Genomic DNA, 19,264 nt, shown 5'->3' on the forward strand with positions numbered 1-19,264 from the left:
GATTATTGTCCGTTACGGCGAGGAGTGTGCGTGCCGGACTTTTCGTCAGCTTTGTCAAGGTTCCATGGAGAAATGCCGCGTGCTTGGCCAGCGTAAAACCTCGTACCGAATTGCTTTACGCCGTTGTCGATTGCCGTCGCCTGGCTGGAAATGCGTCGCCAGAGCCACATCATCAGGCACAGGACCAGACCCCAGGAAACTATGACGTCAGACAGGAAATGGGCGCCGAAAATCACCCTGTTAAACGAAACGAAAAACAGGACCGGAACCGCGACTGCCGTTGCGATGGCTCGCCATTGCGAGGGTGTGAAGACGATCAGCGACAGGGTTGCGGCGGCCACCGCGGCTTCACCGGAGGGAAAGGAGCAACTGTGCCTGCAAGCCGCCGCATATTGCCATACGGGCGTAAAATCGGCTGTCCCGCCGAATTCGACGATTTCGCGCGGGCGCGCTCTTCCAATGGTGTTCTTCAGCAACTGCACTGTAATCAGGGGCCCCAGCATGAAGCTCAGCAGCACGAACAGGGCCTTATGCGGCGGGCAAAAGGAAAATTTGCGCGGCAGGAAAGCATGGAGGCCGATCGCGAGCACCATGAAAGGCAGAAGATAGATCAAGCCCTGCCGGTTTAGGTCTCGCACAGCCTTCAGAAACGGATTTTCGGACAATGGGAAACCATGGCCATCCGCAAAAATGCGCGAAATGTTCAGGTCAACCGACGGAAATATCACGAGGATGAAGCTCGCAGCCAGAACAGAACGGACCAGAAGTTGCGTTGATCGGGCGGCAGGCCCGGAGTGTTGGGGGACGCTGGCCGTCGAGCGGGAATCGCTTGCGCCAAGGACTGTTTCCTGCATGTCGACACCTCGAAAGAGTTGAACGACTGCGGTTTGAAGGCCGATTATCAAGACTCTGCGAAGATCGAACCGGCAAAGTGTCTAAAACCGGTCTCTGGACGGCGTGCCTATTGTTTGGAAATTGCACGTCGAGGATTTGCGGGCCATAGTCCGCGCAGATTTCTACCCCGTTATTATCAATGACCTATTTCTGGAGCCGCTCGTGGACAATAGTCTCGTTCTTATAGTGGAGGATGAGCCCGAAATTGCGCAGATCCTGGATGCCTATCTCGTGCGGGAAGGCTATCGCACGGTGCGGGCCGCCGACGGCGAAACGGCGCTGCAACATCACGCGCTGCTCTCGCCGGATATCGTTCTGCTCGATGTTCGCATTCCCAAGCTTGATGGTTTCGCCGTGCTCGCACGTCTGCGGCAAACCCGAAATACGCCGGTCATCATGGTGACCGCACTGGCCGAGGACATCGATCGGCTCAGCGGCCTCCGTCTCGGTGCTGATGATTATGTCGTCAAACCGTTCAATCCGCAGGAAGTGGTGGCTCGCGTCAAGGCGGTGCTGCGCCGTACAAAAGGGGATCAGCAGGAGGCGCTTCGCCGCTTCGGGGCGATTGAAGTAGATTTCAATGCCTACTCGGCCTTCGTCAATTGTAACGGCGAACGGATTGCTCTCCAGCTAACGCTTAGCGAATTCAGAATCCTTGCTTACATGGTGCGCCGTCCGACCCACGCCTTCGACCGTGCCGATATTCTGGATGCCTGTCTGCCGGAAAGTGATGCGCTGGTCCGCACTGTGGATACGCATATATCCAATCTGCGAAAGAAGCTGGAAGCGCTCGGGCAGACAGATTTCTTCCCCGCGGTCCGCGGTATCGGTTATCGCCTGGCGGACCCCAAATGAAGCTGCCCACTCTTCCGCTTGCCACTCTGACTGCCATCATAATCGCTGCCATGCTGGTGCTCAGTGTCGGCCTGGCCTATCTGGGGGTGACCTCTTATGCCGCCTATCTGGAGGAGGGGGTAATAAGGAGCCTGCCTGCCAATGCTGCCAAGGCCTACCGCGATATGAATGCCGGCATCGTTCCGGAACCGGCGGCGATAAGGGAGCTGTTCGATCATCTCGATGGTCTTTCTGATCCGGTGGACTTCCAGCTGTACCTGTCCGTGCTCGTCTGCGGCCTGTTTTCGGCGCTCATTTGCAGTGTCATCGGAATATATCTGGCACGAAGGATCGCACGGCCTCTGGAGCAGTTAACGCTGGTGGCGGAAGGACTTAAATCGGGCGATTTTTCCGTCCGGCTGGCGGAATCTCATACGAGCACGGTAGAGGTCAAAAGCCTCATTGAAAGTTTCAACGCGCTGGCAACCAGCCTCGAAACCATGGAAGAACGGCTGCGCTTCAACAATATGGCCGTAGCGCATGAGTTGCGCACACCGCTAACCATATTGCGTGGCTCCATGCAGGGCATGGTGGATGGCGTTTTCCCGATGGACACGAAAACGGTGGCGAGCCTTTTGCTGCAGGTAGAGGGCCTGTCCCGTCTTGTGGAGGATTTGCGAACGCTGTCGCTGGCGATAGGACAAAAACTCGTCATGGACCGCGAGCGCTTTGAGGTGGCCGGACTGGTGGAAACCGTGCTTGATTCAGCCAAGCCGATGCTCGAAGCAAGCAAGCTTGCTGTCGAAAGAGAATTGTCGCCAAGGGTGGCGATAGCTGATCGCCAGCGCATCCGGCAAGCTATCCTCGCACTTCTGGAAAATGCTTGCCATTATGCCGCGGCGGGCGGAGTGCTGCGATGCCAGACCGAACTGACAGCAGACGGTTTCATCGCCATACGCATCCTGGATCGAGGTCCCGGCTTTCCAGAAAACATGAATGACATTGGCGTCAATCCTTTCTGGCGCGGGGACGCGTCTCGTTCGAGGGCGACCGGGGGAACGGGGCTTGGCCTGTCGGTTGTGCAGGCGATAGCGGCCGCCCATGGCGGAAAGCTTGAATTCCAAAATCGACCGGGCGGCGGCGCCATCGTGTCCATTCTGATCCCCGATGATTCCACAGAATGCTTTGCCTGATTGTCTGTTGCTGTTGTTGATTTCGCTGATTTCGTATCAACCCAAGACGACCGCTTCAACGATCGGATGTCAACATTTGCAAATGCTTTCAGCTGGAAAGCGTTGCTTTTTCGAAGAACTGGGATGACTGCTTAAATCTTCCAGACGGCGATGAGTTCGACCCTGCATGTGATTGTTCGAGTGGGGGTGACAAAACATCGCAAGTGACTAGAGTATTGCTGGAGTGCAACTTTCTTTATATTAGTTTTCTCTAAATTTATAAAATGTATATATCTAACTTTACATATGAAATACTTTGGAACATTGTCGGTTCGGGCGGGAATCATGAATATTTTCAAGACTCAGGTTTTGAGTCTTGTGTGCGGGGTTGACAGATATAATGACGGTTCAAGCTCGGCAAGAGGTGATTGCCGATGAGCAACAGGCACAGGCTTGTTCGAACATTCTACAGGCGGGCACCTTCTATTTCGATCTTCCCCAGGCAGCTTGCGGTCCAGGCATATTACTGCCCGAGGTGAAGTCGCACACTGCGTCTGCCGTCCGGGGGCTCATGCGTTTGTGGCAAGAGCTCATCTGATCGAAATATTTCTCGCTCCCGTAAAAGCCTTCGAATACACATCTGGTGATCGTCGGATGTCACTGGCCGAAGTGCAGGCGGGCGCCGTTTTGGCCAGCGCAGCCAATAGCCCGGTGTCTGTGAAATGGGCTTCAGATAAAGAAAGCGTAATACTGGCAATCAAGCCGAACCGTTTGCGAAAGCAGGATGCGATAGGGCTCGAAACGATCATGACTCTGCCCGCTGTTGATGCGGTTGCTCTCGACGTGGCGAGACAATTAAAAGCGATCCTGGCCGAGCCGGAAGCGGTTGAGCCCTCACGAATAGACGCATTGGTTACGAGGCTGATTGTCCACCTTTTCCAAAGCGATGACGATGGTGAAGCCCGGGCGAAACCGAAAACCGGACTTTCGCTTTACAATGCGAGAAAAGTTCAGACCTTCATGCGCGAAAATGTCTCGCGCAAGCTTGCCGTGGCGGATCTGGCCGCAATTTGTGATCTTTCACCCAGCCACTTCATTAGCGGCTTTACGGAAACGTTCGGGCAAGCGCCTTACAGTTATCTTTTGAGTCTGAGGCTTGCTTATGCCGAGCGGCTCCTTGCCCAAAGCGAAATGTCCATCGCAGAAGTGGCATATGTCAGCGGCTTTTCCAGCCAGAGCCATCTGACGGCGACGATGAAAAAGCAGAAAGGTGTCACGCCGTCGCACGTCCGCAACCGGAAATGACGGCTGCGCGCGTTGCTGATCCAGGCATGAATTAAGCTCAAAACGCCTCAAGCATTGTATGGGCTTATGCAATTCACTGTGCGAAATAGGGAGTATTTCATAAAACCGTAGAATCTTGAAATACGGACGGCCCTAACTCGCGCATGCGTCTCCATTGATTGACCATTATCCGGAGTCTTGCCGTCTCTGTGAGGGCAGTAAGCAAGGCTTCGGATGGTTCATTGAGGGGACCATTCATGTTTCAGATTGCCTTGCTGCGTCGTGCGGCTCGTCGTTCGTCGAGCCGCTTCGCTTCCATCGCGCGACTTTGGGCCGAGAGTCCGTTCCGCGCCGCAGTAGGTAATGTCACGAAACTGGTTTCGCTGGCGCTTGTTGGAACGGCGGTTCTGCCCACAAACAGCGCGAGTGCTCAGACGCAGACGCCCTTCGTGTGTGATTCCCAAATGTATCTGGCGCAGGGTTCCCCCACAGCGCTCTATCGTTTCGACGCCACACAAAATCCTTTTGTTGTAAGCCCAATCGGATCACCATCGTCGCTCACTTATAACGCCGTTGCGCTCAACCCGATTGATCGTTTCATCTATGGGTTGAGCGGCACTTCCTTGCTTCGTATTGGTGCCGGGGGCGGCGTGGTCAATTTGGGCAGTGTCGCTGGCATTCCCAGTGGTGTTGTTACCGGAGAATTCGGACCTGGAGGTACATATTGGATTGCCAGTGGCGCGGATCTTTATGGGATCAATGTCAAGACCCTGACAGCCACAAGGGTTGCGCTATCCCAGTCCGTTAACATCAACGATCTGGCCTGGTATAATAATCGGCTCTGGGCAGCTGCTCCAGACGATGGTCCGCTGTACGAAATCAACCCAACCACTGGCGCCGTTATTGCACATGGTGCGACAGGCGTGGCTGGCAACTTTGGCGGCATGTTTGGCGCGACCAACGGGATTTTCGGCAACAACAATAACGGTGGCTTCTATCAATTCGATCCCGTGACGGGCAAGGCAACGCTCATATCGAGCCTGCAGGGTTCGTCATACAATGACGGCGCCAAATGTCCCACAACTGCGCTTGAGTTCCCCGTTGATCTCAAGATTACCAAGGATGATGGCGCGACGTCATATTCGGCAGGCCAGGTAGTCAACTACACCATCACTGTGTCCAATGCCGGTCCTTTCGGTGCCATGGGCGCGCGGATCAGCGATCCGCTTCCTTCGGGCATTACCGCTGCAAGTTGGACGTGCGGCGGAGCAACCGGAGGGGCCATTTGCGGTGCAGCGAGCGGTACGGGTGCAATCAATACTACGGCAAATCTGCCCGCCGGCGCATCGGTTACTTACACGCTTGCCATGAGCGTGCCGGCCGGATTCAGCGGGGATCTCGTTAATACGGCCACCGTAACTGCGCCGACTGGGTCGCCGGATACAAACACTGCCAACAACACTGCTACCGATATCAATACCTTCACACCGTCCACTGCGACTGTAAAAAAGGAACTGATCCGCGAGAGCCTCACTGCCAACAATCTCGCAGAGCCGGGGGAGGTTCTTACCTATAGGGTGACCGTCACCCATACCGGTGGCGGAGCCTATAGAGACTTCGATTTCATCGAAAATATTCCGAACGGCGCCACGATGACGCGCGTCTCCGGTGCCAACGGATTTACCAGCCCCGTGTCCGGGGCCTCCACCGTGCAGTTGACCATTCCGGAAGTGCCGGTGGGCGGTACAGCGGAAGTAGAGATCGATCTGACGGTCGCGGCTCCCATCCCGCTCGGTGTGTCGCAGATCCGCAATTCCATCAGCGGCGGCGATGTGCCAGCGAATTGCACTACCTGCTCGGTGTCCACGCCGACCCCGGCTTATACACCTATAAGCCCGCCCACGGTTTCCTGTTCGACCGGGGGTGCCTATTTCAACACGGCCTATAATGGCAGTGGCGGCATAAAGCCGAGCGGTTTCGATGACTACTGGCAGGTGGCCGTTACACCCACCGCCGTGACCGGCGCTCCCCCCCGCCAGCCTCAGCTATGGTGCGGCAACCATTGTAAGCAATCCGAATGCAGCCTGGATCACATCGCCATATGGCAATGCGAACTGGATTGCTCACAATTCCACCGGCGCCGCAACGCCATCAGGCAGTTCGAACGACTATTTCTTCCGTTATCAATTCAACCTTGATCCGGCGATCGATCCGAAGTCGCTCAGCCTCGCCATGAGCTACTATGCGGATAATTCAGTTTATCAGGTCTGGGTGAACGGCGTTGCGCAGAATATTCGTTCCAACTTCGGAGCTGCCGACCCTTATTTCTATGGTGGGTTCCGGGCGGGTGGCGATGCTCGCGGTACGCTGGACAAGAACTGGAAGACTGGCCTCAATACGATTGTGGTGCAGGTGAAATCGGCCGGACCGACCGGCTTCATGGCTCAAATCAATTCAGAAGCCATCTGCCAGCCGAAGCTCACACTGCGCAAGGAAGTCATCAACGATCAGAAGGGTACAGCGGTACCGACTGAATTCACGCTGCGCGCAACAGGCAAGGCTCCCCTCGCCAACTCCATTCAAGGCTTCATGGGCGATGCGGCTATCACCAACGCATCGGTTCCGGCTGGTTCCTATGCATTGGCCGAGGACAACAAGCCCGGCTATCTCGCCAGCGCCTACAGCTGTTCGGTTGACGGCAGCGCTGCCCAGCCCTTGACCAACGGCGAGCTTGCGCTGGCAAACGGCCAGAATGCGATCTGCACCATCGTCAATGACGACCAGAATCCAAAACTGACGATCCAGAAAACCGGCACGCTGAATGACACTGACGGCGATGGCCTGATCGATGCGGGTGAAACGATCACCTATTCTTTCCGCATCGAAAACACCGGCGACGTTCCCCTGACGAATGTGACGGTAAAGGACTCGCTGCTGGATGCTGCCGGCATTTCGGTTACGCCGGGACCCCAGACGGTTCAACCGGGCGGGTCAGTAGTTTTCACCGCTACCTACACGCCGAACCAGACCGAGATCGATGCCGGGGTCGTGACGAATACGGCGACTGCTACCGGCACTCCTCCCTCGGGCGACCCAATCGAGAGCGATCCCGACACGGCGAACGTGCCTCCGGACCGGACTCCGGGCCTCACCATCGAGAAGATTGGCACGCTGAACGACCTGGACGGCGACGGTCTGATCGATCCGGGCGAAACGATCACCTACGCGTTCGTCGTAACCAATACCGGCGCGGTGACGCTGAGCGGCGTCACGGTGGAGGATCCGCTGGTTGCCGTTGATGAAGCGCCGCAGACCCTCGCGCCGGGGGGCAAGTTCACCTTCCACGGCACCTACACACCGAGCCAGACGGACATCAACAGCGGCAATGTGGTTAATACCGCCACAGCCACCGGTACGCCGCCATCGGGCGAACCGTTTACAAGCGATCCCGATACGGTCACCGTGCCGCCTGACCAGACGCCGCGCCTCACCATCGACAAGACGGGCGTGCTGCAGGACCAGGACGGTGATGGGCTCGTGGATGCAGGCGAGCAGATCGTCTACAGCTTCCTCGTCAGGAACACGGGCAACGTAACGCTGACCGATGTGACGGTGAATGATTCACTGCTCGCCGCGGAAGGCATTTCTGTAACTCCCGGACCGCAGACCTTGGCTCCCGGCGAAGAAGCAACCTTCACCGCAACCTATACTGCATCGCAGGATAAAATCGATGCGGGCAGGGTAACGAACACGGCAACCGCGACCGGCACAACGCCTTCCGGTGCATCACACGAAAGCGCTCCCGATACGGAAATCGTCCCGCCGGACCAGACACCGGGGCTGACGATCGACAAGAAAGGCACGCTCAACGATACGAATGGCAATAACCTCGTCGATCCGGGCGAGTCGATTACGTACACCTTTCTTGTCCGCAACAGTGGCGCGGTCACCCTTACGGATGTGACGGTGAATGATCCGATGCTTGCCAAGGCCGGTGTGGCGGTTAACCCCGGCCCACAGACGCTTGCTCCAAACGGTTCGGTAACATTCTCGGTCACCTACACGCCGAGCCAGGACGAAATCGATTCCGGGCAGGTCACGAATACGGCGACGGCCACCGGCAAGACGCCGACCGGCACCGCAGTTGAGAGTGAGCCAGACACGGAACTGGTGCCGCCTGCGCGGAATGCGGGGCTCACCATCAAGAAAACCGGCACGCTTGACGACAAGGATGGCGACGGCCTGATCGATCCTGATGAAACGATCCGTTATTCCTTCCTGGTGACCAATACGGGGGCGGTGACGCTGTCGAATGTTACCGTCAACGATTCAAAAGTGACGGTCATTGAAGGCCCGCAGACCCTCGCGCCGGGTGAAAGCTTCACTTTCACGGCGGCTCCCTATTTGTCTTCGACGCAGGAAATAGATGCTGGACGGGTGGAAAACACCGCCACCGCCAGCGGCGAAACGCCGACAGGGGATCCGGTTGAGAGCGATCCCGATACGGCTATCGTGCCGCCGGATCGCGCGGCCGGACTGTCGCTCGAAAAGACCGGCACGCTCAACGATCTCGACGGAGACAATCTCATCGATCTGGGTGAATCGATCACCTACACCTTCATTATGCGCAATACCGGCAACGTAACACTGACCAATGTCACAGTGGACGACGCGATGCTGACGGGGGCAGGCGTTTCCCTGTCGCCGGGACCACAGACACTGGCGCCAGGCGGAACTGCGACTTTCACCGCGACCTATCAGCCGCAGCAGAGCGATATTGATGCCGGCATGGTGAGCAACACAGCGACCGCCATGGGTAATAACCCAGACGGCGATCCAGTTGAGAGCGCGCCCGATACGGCGGTCGTCCCGCCAGACCGGACGCCGGGGCTCACCATCGACAAGATCGGCACGCTTCAGGATCAGGATGGCGACGGGCTTGTCGATTTGGGCGAAACGATTTCCTACGCCTTCCTTGTGAAGAATACCGGCAACGTTACCTTGAAGGACGTCACGGTCGAGGACGCGATAGTAACGGTCATTGAGGGACCGCAGACGCTGGCACCCGGCGGCACATTCACCTTCCATGCCAACTATACGCCCGTTCAGGAAGAAATCGACGCTGGCCAGGTGGTCAATACTGCGACCGCTATCGGCACGCCGCCCTCCGGCCCGATCGTCAGGAGCGAACCCGACACCGAACTGGTGCCGCCGGACCTTGTGCCGGGATTGACAATCGACAAGCAAGGCGCGCTCAACGATAGCAACGGTAACGGTCTCCTCGATCTCGGCGAGACGATCAGCTACAGCTTCCTTGTCCGCAATACGGGCTCGGTTACGCTGAAGAACGTCACGGTCAAAGATCCGCTTGTACAGGTTACCGAAGAACCGCAGACGCTCGGACCGCGCGGCACCTTCACGTTCCACGGTTCCTATACGCCGACACAGGCTGACATCGATGCGGGCAAGCTTGAAAATACCGCCACCGCTACCGGCGTGACGCCGTCCGGCGGTACGATCGAGAGCGCTCCGGACACGGTTATCATCACGGCTGATATTGCCCCCGGCCTGACGATCGACAAGCAGGGCGAGCTCAACGACCTCAACGGCAACAACGTTGCCGACGCAGGTGAGCAGGTCACTTACACATTTACCGTGAAGAACACGGGCAAGGTGACGATGACCAATGTCGGTGTCGACGACCCGATGCTGGCCAGAAATGGCGTGCGGATCAGCCCCGCCTCGGTCCAGACGCTCGCTCCGGGCGCGGAAGCCACCTTCACGGCTGTCTATACGGTGGTTCAGGCCGATGTTGATGGCGGCAAGGTCGAAAACAGCGCAACCGGCAAGGGCATGCCGCCAACGGGCGAACTCATAACCAGCCCGCCGGACACGGTTATCGTGCCGCCGGACCGGGCTCCGGGTCTTGAAATCCGCAAAACCGGTCTCCTCAACGATCAGGACGGAGACAACCTCGTCGATGAAGGGGAAACGATCACCTATACCTTCGTGGTCAAAAACACCGGCAAGGTGACGATGACTGACGTCAGCGTCGATGACCCGATGCTCGCCAGATACGGTGTGGCGATCAGCCCGGCATCGGTTGCAACTCTCGCTCCGGGTGCCGAGGCGACTTTCACTGCCACCTACACCGCCGTTCAGGCAGATATCGATGGCGGCAAGGTAGAAAATACCGCTACCGGCACCGGTACGCCGCCCACGGGTGATCCCATTGTCAGCCCGCCGGACACGGTTATCGTACCGCCGGATCAGACAAGCGGCATGACGATTGAGAAAACCGGTACGCTCAACGACAAGGACGGCGACGGCCTTCTCGATCAGGGCGAAACGATCAGCTACTCGTTCCTTGTTCGCAATACGGGCAATGTCACGCTGACCAATGTCACGGTGAACGATCCGCTGCTGGCCAATGCCGGCATCGCAGTGTCGCCGGGACCGCAGACGCTTGCACCCGGCGGAACCGCAACTTTCACGGCAACTTATCAGCCAACGCAGGCTGATATCGATGCAGGCAAGGTTGAGAATACTGCGACCGGCACGGGCACGCCGCCGACGGGCGAACCCATTGTCAGCCCGCCGGACACGGTTCTCGTGCCGCCGGACCAGACGAGCGGCATAACGATCGAGAAGACCGGTACGCTCAACGACAAGGACGGCGACGGCCTTCTCGATCAGGACGAAACGATCAGCTACTCGTTCCTTGTCCGCAATACGGGCAATGTCACACTGACCAACGTCACGGTGAACGATCCGCTGCTGGCCAATGCAGGCATCGCAGTGTCGCCGGGGCCGCAGACGCTTGCACCCGGTGCGAGTGTAACATTCACGGCGACCTACCAGCCGACGCAGGCCGAAATCGATGCAGGCAAGGTTGAGAATACTGCGACCGGTACGGGTACGCCTCCCACTGGCGTACCCATCGTCAGCCCGCCGGATACGGTCGTGGTGCCGCCGGACGAAACGGCGAGCATGACCATCGACAAGGAGGGGGAGCTGGATGACCGCAACGGGAACGGCCTGATCGATCCAGGTGAATCGATTGCCTACACCTTTGTCGTGAAGAACACAGGCGCCGTAACCTTGTCGAATGTTGCTGTAGACGACCCGCTGCTGGCCAATGCGGGCGTTGCTATCGAGCCAGCGTCCGTTGCGTCGCTTGCGCCCGGTGCCGAGGCGACCTTCAGGGCGACGTATCAGCCGACGCAGGCCGATATCGAGGCCGGTGCTGTCATCAATACGGCAACCGGCACCGGCACGCCGCCAACGGGCGTGCCGGTCGTCAGCCCGCCAGACAAGGTCGTGGTGCCGCCGGTGGAGCTGTCTCGACTTGAGATCGAGAAAACCGGCAAGTTCAACGATAACGACAATAATGGCTATGCAAGCCTGGGTGACACGATCACCTACAGCTTCAAGATCACCAATACCGGCGGTCAGGTTCTCCAGAACGTCTCTCCGGTGGATGAAGGCCCGACCTTCAATGGCAAGACAGCGTCAGGGAAACTGTCAGCCTACACGCCTGCAAGCGTGACGCTGCAGCCCCACGGCGTACAGGTTTTCACCGCAACCTATGCTCTGACACAGGAGGATATCGACAACGCTGCCGGTGTAACGGATGGCATGGTGAATTCGGCCACCGTTCAGGGAACGGTGGAAGGCGGCGGCTCGGTGCCGTCGACCACATCCACATCCAATATCACCATTCCTCCAGCGAAGCCTGCCGATATAACCATCATCAAGCAGGCCGGTCTGCGACAGATCAAGCGCGGCGAGAAGGCGCCGTTCACGATCCGGGTGACCAATCACTCGACCGGGAATGCCGGCTTGGTAAGTGTCACCGACCTCATGCCATCCGGCTTCCGCTATGTCGACGGTTCAGCAACCGTGGATGGAGTGGCTGTGACGCCAGTCATAAACGGCCAGCGGGTGCGCTTCGACAATGTGGTGCTGGGACCCAACACCGAAGTGGTCATCAGGTTGCAGATGCTGGCTCTCAGCTCGGCAGGGCCGGGCAAGCACACCAACAAGGCGACCGTAACCGGGCTCGACGGCAATCGTCTGGCCCCCGAAGCGCGCGCCGATATCGAGATCGCCATCGAGCCGGTGTTCGATTGCGGTGACATCGTCGGCAAGGTGTTCGATGACCTCAACCGCAACGGCTATCAGGATGATGGTGAGCCGGGCCTGCCGGGCGTGCGTATCGCAACGGTGCGCGGTTCGCTGGTGACGACAGACAAGCACGGGCGCTTCCATGTTGCCTGTGCGGACCTTCCGGATAACCGGATCGGCTCCAACTTCATCATGAAGCTCGATACCCGCACGCTGCCTGCCGGTTACCGGCTGACAACGGAGAACCCGCGCGTCATCAGGCTCACCGCCGGCAAGATGTCGAAGCTCAATTTCGGTGCTTCGATTGGCCGCGTGGTCCGTCTCGACCTGACGGATGCCGCATTCGAGCCAGCTACCGCAACCCTGAAACCGAAGTGGCAGAAGGGCATCGACCGCCTGATCGAAGCGCTTGAGAGCGAACCTTCAACGCTACGCATCGGCTACGGCGCTGCGTCGGACGCCAAGCTTGCCCGCAAGCGGATCGAAGCTATCGAAAAGGATATTGCCGAAAGATGGAAATCGGTCAGGGGCAGATACGAATTGACGATTGAGACCCGTGTGGAGGCAGGTCAATGAAAACGATTTTCCTGGCTTCATACAACCTCTCGCACGTCATTCGCCGCAAGCGCAGCCTGCTTCTTGCGGGCTGCGTGCTCGCCGTAACGAATGCAGCCATGCCCGATGCGTTTGCGGAAGACCGCCTGCGCGGAAAGGTTTTGGACAATAGTGCGGTTGCCAAAACGCGGATTGCGCCGAACACGGAAGCCGAAAGCCCCGACGAGGCAGGGGATCTTCCGTTTTCCATCAGTGTTGACGGTGAAACTCTGGCAGAATCCGGCAAGCCGAAGCCTGCCAGTGGCAAATCCGACCGGCAGCGCCGGACCGATGTCGGGCTTGCCGCAGTCGATATTCAGGTCAAGTTTGACGGGCTTGATGCGCGCCCGATCCTCAACGTTTCGACAAATCCGGTTCGCCGGGCCTACAAGGCTGGCGAAGCCGTGCGCTTTCTCGCCACCGCGAATTATCCGGCTTTCATTTCCCGCTCGGAAATCCGCGTCTTCGAAACGGACAAGACCCTGAGGGAAGAACCGGCAGCGGTCATTCCGGTCACCATCAACGGCGAGGCGGAATGGATGATGCCGGAGACCGAAAACGAAAAGACTCGGTTCAAATATATTCTGCGCGTCTATGACAAGGACGGCCGCTTCGACGAAACCCTGCCGCGCTCCATTGCCCGTACAGACAAGGAATTGCCGAAGGAAAGCATCAAGCTTACGGAAGCGCCCGCACCGGGCATGGGCGAGGACAATACCGGCACGCGCAACATCAATGTCGTTGGCGGCGCGGTGACGGTTTATGGTCGCAACGTGCCGGAAGGCTATCAGGTGAAAGCGCTGGATGGCATCGTTCCGCTGGATAAGAACCAGTCCTTTGTCGTGCAGCGCATCCTGCCGCCCGGCGAACAGGACGTGGATGTGGCTGTGCTCGGTCAGGAAAAGGGCAGCGCCCTCGACTTCAGCCGTCAGATCAATATTCCGGACAATGACTGGTTTTATGTCGGCCTTGCCGATCTCACCGTCGGCAAGCGTATGGGCGATAACGGGATCGAGGATGTGCGTCCCGGTGAATATGACGAAGTTTATACCAAAGGGCGGCTTGCCTTTTATGTGAAGGGCAAGATCAAGGGGAAATATCTCCTCACCGCGGCAGCGGACAGTCGCGAAGGCGAGATCAAGGACATGTTCCGTGGACTCGATGATCGCGATCCGCGCAGCCTGTTGCGGCGTATCGATCCGGATGCCTACTATCCTGTCTATGGCGACGACTCGACCGTTCTGGAAGATGCGCCCACGAATGGGAAGTTCTATGTGCGGCTGGATCGCGGGCCAAGCCATGTGATGTGGGGCAATTACAAAGCCTCCATCAAGGGCACCGAGTTCATGCGTTCGGAGCGGGGACTTTACGGTGCGAACGCTGTTTATAATTCCGAAGAAGTGACATCCTTCGGCGAGCGCAAGACGGAAGTGAATGTCTATGCGGCCCAGCCGGACACGCTGCCGCAACGCGATGAGTTTCTGGGTACTGGCGGTTCTGCCTATTTCCTGAAGCGTCAGGATATCACCACCGGGTCCGAAACGCTGACCGTGGAGGTACGCGATCAGGTAACAGGTGAGGTCAAGGAACGCAGGACCCTCATCTATGGAGAGGATTACACGCTCGACTACCTGCAGGGCGTCGTCATTCTCAAGCGTCCGTTGTCTTCTTCGACAGGAACGGGCGGCGCTATCCGCGAGGGCGCACTGGGCGGCAACAGGATTTATCTGATCGCGCAGTACGAATTTACGCCGGCTATCGGCGAAGTGGATGGTTATGTCTATGGCGGCCGGGCGCAGCACTGGTTCGACGAAAAGGTGCGTGTCGGCGTCACCGGCATGAATGAAACGACCGGGGAGGCCAACCAGCAGGCGGTCGGCGCCGATGTCGTTATCCGTCACTCCGAAAAAACATTCCTTGAAGCCGAGGTTTCCCACTCGAAGGGGCCGGGTTTTGGTCTGTCAAGGTCGACTGACGGCGGGCTCACCTTGAGCGACGTCGCGACCACCGGCACGCGCGACCGCGCGGCGATGGCTTGGCGAACAAGGGGCCAGGTCGATCTGGAAGACATTGTCCAAGGCGGCGTCAAAGGCACTGTCGGCGGATACTACGGTGAGAAACAAGCTGGCTTTTCAACCCTTGCCGAACAGGTGATCGTGGATGAACGCATATGGGGCGTCAATGCGAACCTCGATCTGACAAAGGATACCAGCCTCAAGCTGACCTATGATGATTACGTGGAAGGACGGGATTACGACGAGTTCTATCAGCGTGAAACCGGTGGCCGCACCAAGCGCAAAGGCGAGGCGACGGTCAGCCACCAGTTTGATGATTACTGGAAAGCGTCCTTCGGCGTTTCCTATACGGAATTGCGCTCCCCCATCGCAGTCTATTCCGGCAAGCGCGGCTATGACGGTGAAAGGCTCGATGCCGGCGTCCGGCTCGATTATGCGCCCGATGCCGACCATAAATACTATGTTTTCGGGCAGGGAACCCTCTCGCGGGATGGCGACGTCCGCCGCAACGACCGGCTGGGTGTCGGAACGAAATATCAACTGACTGAAAAGGTCGGCCTGGAAGGAGAGATATCCTACGGCAACAGCGGTTTGGGCGGACTGGCGGCAATCACCTATTCGCCGACGGCCTCCGACAACTATTATTTCGGCTACCGTCTCGATCCGGACCGCGCCTTCGATCTCGACCGTAGCTATGATCTTGATGGTGTGGACAAGGGAACTTTTGTGCTCGGCATGCGCCGCAAGCTCGATGACACGCTGTCGACCTATGCGGAAAACAACTACGACCTGTTCGGTCGCCGCATGTCGCTCACCAAGACCTATGGCGTGATCTATACGCCGGATAAGGTCTGGACCGTGGACGGCGGTTTCGAGGCAGGTTCGGTGGAAGACGATACGGTTGATCCCGACACTGGAGCGGAACGGTCCAATTTCGACCGTAAGGCTGTCTCGCTTTCGGTCGGTTACAAGGATGAGGAGCAAGGCATCAATGCCCGCATCCGCGGCGAGGCCCGCTTCGAGGATTCTGACGACGGAAGCCGTGACCGCAACACCTATCTGTTCGCAACGGGTCTTTCGTGGAAGACAAGCGAGGACTGGCGCCTGCTGGTCAATGTGGACGCCGTGCTGTCGGATTCTTCCGAAGACGGTTCCTTCCGCGACGGCAATTACGTCGATGCTTCAATCGGCTATGCCTACCGGCCCGTGGACAACGATCGGCTGAATGCGCTGTTCAAATATGCGTGGGTCTACGATCTGCCCGGCGAAAATCAGGTCAGCGCCATAACCGGCGATGAATACGGTCCGGCCCAGCGCAGTCATATTGTCTCGGCCGACTTCACCTATGACCTGATGCCGTGGCTGTCTGTCGGCGGCAAATACGGCATGCGCTATGGTCAGGTGAGGGAACGCCAGATGGAGGATGATCGCAAGGAATTTTCCGACTGGTATACGTCGTCAGCCCATCTCGGCATCGTGCGAGCCGATCTTCATGTCGTGAAGAACTGGGATGCGCTGGTCGAAGGCAGGGTCCTGCACATGCCGGAAGCGAAGACCACCGACTACGGTGCTCTGCTGGCCGTCTACCGTCATGTCGGCGAGAACTTCAAGGTTGGCGCAGGCTACAATTTTGGAGCTTTCTCCGACGATCTGCGGGATTTGACCCTCAATGATCGTGGCGTGTTCCTGAATGTTATCGGGAAATTCTAGAGCGGTTCCGGTCCGTATTTCCGGGCGAATTTGCCCGGAATGCTCAAAGAATCCCGCCTGCATTGGCGAAAACGTGTTTGCCTCGTTTTCGCCTGGAGCTCAGACGCCTCGGGGAATGATCAATTCCGTCGGTATCATTTCCGGCTGGTCGGTCATATGTGCAGGCTCGTCCAGAAGTTCAAAGGCTCGCTCGATCATTGCCTGAACATTCTGCCGGGCCATCACAACCGGAAAGTGGAGAACCTCGATGAAAGGGTCCCAGTCGAAGCATCCGATGGAGCACTCTCGAACCTCGTCAACGGGAAGGGTTTTTAGAAAGCTCACAATGCCTTCGAAGGGGCTCGTCGAGTTCACGAAAAGGGCCTCCGGCAGTCCGTTCAATTCTCGATAGATTGCGCGGATCGCCCCTGCGGCGATATCGGGATCATAGCCCTCCGTAAAAATGGTGCCAGCGTGAACCGGGAGGTTCTGCGCGGCCAGTTCATCCTGATAGCCCTGAACACGTGCGCGCGTGTTGTGGTCACTGTCGACGCCGCCGATAAAATAAAAACTGTTTTCCTCTCGGCGTGGCCTGCGTTCGGCAATCTGGCGGGTTAACTGTCGGGCGCCGTCATAATTGTCGCTGATCACGGACGCGCCGTGTTTCCCCGGGAGATCGACATTGACGTGTTTCAGGTGGGCTTTTTCGCACAGTTCCGCGACGCTGTCCGGATCGGTCGCGCCTGCTATCAGCAGGGCATCGATATTATGGGCAATCAATGTTTCCACGGTGCTGCGTTCCTGCTGCGGGTCGCGCAACGTGCTGGCAACGACCGGAACAAGATTCCGGGATCGGGCCACGGTTTCAAAGGACGCCGCCATCGAGCTGAAGTATCGATTATCCAGCATCGGCAAGATCATGCCGATCAACCCGGAATTGGATATGCGTAATCCGCGCGCTTGAAGGTTGGTCGTATAGCCGAGCTCAACGGCTATTACTCTGACCCTATCGGCTGTTGCTTTGGTAATTCTCCTGTTTTCCCAAGAACCATTCATAACGGAAGCAACAGTAGAGGCGGATACTCCGGCTCGTTCCGATATGTCGTATATGGTTACTTTCCGGGGAGTGTTCATCAAATCTGCTTTTCATCTGCATTCACAGCTTGATCTTAGCGGGCCGTCGCCATCCGCTGCAAGTGGCGCGAGGTGGTTTCTCTGTCATTTTCCTCTTGACCGGATGCGTCCTGTCGCGCAATGGTAATGCTGCACTATCGATGGTGCAGCGTGATAATACACCGAGAGGAGCGGTGAACCCATGCCGAGGCCGGGGAGGAGTCTTCCATTCATCCATAAAAAGCCTCGTCAGGCATCGCTTGAGTTGATTGGCGTGCCGCAACGCAATGTGCCGTCAGAATGATTGGAATTTCATGGAGTTGGATATCGCTATCTGGAGCACATTCAGGGCGGAATAGTGAAGCGAAGTTCGTCTGCAAGGTTGCAAAAACAACAAAATTAAACCCAACGGGAGTGAGACATGAAGAATCTGTTTGTTAAGGCAGCTTTTGCTGCGGTGGTGCTGTCGTCTTTCGCGGGCAATGCTCAGGCGGAAGTGAAGGATGCAGTGGTCGGCTTCCTGATGCCGGATCAGGCATCGACCCGCTACGAGGAGCGTGACTACCCGGGCTTTGCCGCCGAGATGAAGAAAATCTGCGAAAGCTGCAAGGTGCTTTATCTCAATGCCGATGGCGATGCGAGCAAGCAGCAGCAGCAGTTCAACTCGGTCATTTCGCAGGGCGCGAAGGTGATCGTGCTCGATGCCGTTGACACGGCGGCGGCGGCCTCGCTGGTCAAGCTCGCCCAGTCGCAAGGTATCAAGGTCATCGCCTATGACCGTCCGATCCCGGATGCGGCCTCCGATTTTTACGTGTCGTTCGACAACGAAGCCATTGGCAAGTCGATTGCGGAATCGCTGGTCAAGCACCTGAAGGACAAGGGCGTGCCGGGCGACAAGGGTGGCGTTCTCCAGATCAACGGTTCGCCGACCGACGCCGCAGCCGGTCTCATCAAGAACGGCATTCATGCCGGACTTAAGGATAGCGGCTACAAGACGCTTGCCGAATATGACACGCCGGAATGGGCGCCGAGCAAGGCGCAGCAGTGGGCCAGCGGCCAGATCACTCGCTTCAACGACCAGATCGTCGGGGTGGTGGCTGCCAATGACGGCACCGCAGGCGGCGCGATTGCGGCGATGAAGGCCGCCGGTATCGACCCGCTTCCGCCGGTCACCGGCAATGATGCAACGATTGCAGCGCTTCAGCTCATCATTTCGGGCGATCAGTACAACACGATCAACAAGCCGTCTGAAATTGTCGCTGCCGAAGCCGCACGCGTTGCGGGTCAGCTCTTGAACGGCGAAACCCCGAAGGCCGAGGCCACGCTCTACAACACGCCCTCGAAGCTCTTCGTTCCGGTGGTCGTGACGGCTGAAAACCTCAAGGCCGAGATCATCGACAAGAACATCGTTTCCGCCGATACGCTATGCGTCGACCGCTATGCCGAAGGCTGCAAGACGCTCGGCATCACCAAGTAAGCAACGATACGCCCGGCCGGTATCCCGGTCGGGCGAGTTCATGCGATAATGGCATATCGCGCTAT

General features: G+C 57.8%; 9 protein-coding genes. 7 read left to right on the plus strand and 2 right to left on the minus strand.

Going from position 1 to position 19,264, the window contains the following annotated elements; translation table 11 throughout:
* Positions 1–2: 2 nt before the first annotated feature.
* Positions 3–854 carry a phosphatase PAP2 family protein gene (locus F9K78_RS06445; RefSeq protein WP_122066791.1) on the minus strand — a complete coding sequence of 284 codons (852 nt, stop codon included), beginning with the start codon at positions 852–854 and terminating at the stop codon, positions 3–5.
* 202 nt (positions 855–1,056) lie between these two features.
* On the opposite strand from F9K78_RS06445, the gene F9K78_RS06450 reads away from it, so the two are divergent.
* From F9K78_RS06450 to F9K78_RS06475, 6 genes are all read left to right on the plus strand, one after another.
* Positions 1,057–1,749, plus strand: coding sequence for a response regulator (locus F9K78_RS06450; protein ID WP_121986664.1), 693 nt, complete (start codon positions 1,057–1,059; stop codon positions 1,747–1,749).
* A complete protein-coding gene (locus tag F9K78_RS06455) occupies positions 1,746–2,921 on the plus strand; it encodes an ATP-binding protein (protein WP_121986632.1) in 1,176 nt (391 codons plus the stop codon). The genes F9K78_RS06450 and F9K78_RS06455 overlap by 4 nt, the downstream gene beginning before the upstream one ends.
* Before the next feature lie 633 nt (positions 2,922–3,554).
* Positions 3,555–4,205, plus strand: coding sequence for a helix-turn-helix domain-containing protein (locus F9K78_RS06460; RefSeq protein WP_121986634.1), 651 nt, complete (start codon positions 3,555–3,557; stop codon positions 4,203–4,205).
* Between the two features lie 236 nt (positions 4,206–4,441).
* Positions 4,442–6,382, plus strand: coding sequence for a DUF11 domain-containing protein (locus F9K78_RS06465; protein WP_121986635.1), 1,941 nt, complete (start codon positions 4,442–4,444; stop codon positions 6,380–6,382).
* A gap of 34 nt (positions 6,383–6,416) precedes the next feature.
* Positions 6,417–12,887, plus strand: a complete 6,471-nt coding sequence (locus tag F9K78_RS06470) for a DUF7507 domain-containing protein (RefSeq protein ID WP_151682105.1) — start codon at positions 6,417–6,419, stop codon at positions 12,885–12,887.
* Complete coding sequence (locus tag F9K78_RS06475; protein ID WP_121986637.1) at positions 12,884–16,630, plus strand: RHS repeat domain-containing protein; 3,747 nt, start codon at positions 12,884–12,886, stop codon at positions 16,628–16,630. The genes F9K78_RS06470 and F9K78_RS06475 overlap by 4 nt, the downstream gene beginning before the upstream one ends.
* 99 nt (positions 16,631–16,729) lie before the next feature.
* On the opposite strand, the gene F9K78_RS06480 is transcribed toward F9K78_RS06475, so the two are convergent.
* Complete coding sequence (locus F9K78_RS06480; protein WP_121986638.1) at positions 16,730–17,743, minus strand: LacI family DNA-binding transcriptional regulator; 1,014 nt, start codon at positions 17,741–17,743, stop codon at positions 16,730–16,732.
* 400 nt (positions 17,744–18,143) lie between these two features.
* Here F9K78_RS06480 and F9K78_RS06485 point away from each other — a divergent pair, with 400 nt between their 5' ends.
* Positions 18,144–19,199 (plus strand): ABC transporter substrate-binding protein, encoded by a 1,056-nt coding sequence (locus F9K78_RS06485; protein WP_121986639.1) that lies wholly within the window; start codon positions 18,144–18,146, stop codon positions 19,197–19,199.
* The last annotated feature ends 65 nt before the right edge of the window (positions 19,200–19,264 follow it).

This window comes from Brucella pseudintermedia (genome assembly GCF_008932435.1).
Classification (GTDB): Bacteria; Pseudomonadota; Alphaproteobacteria; order Rhizobiales; family Rhizobiaceae; genus Brucella; species Brucella pseudintermedia.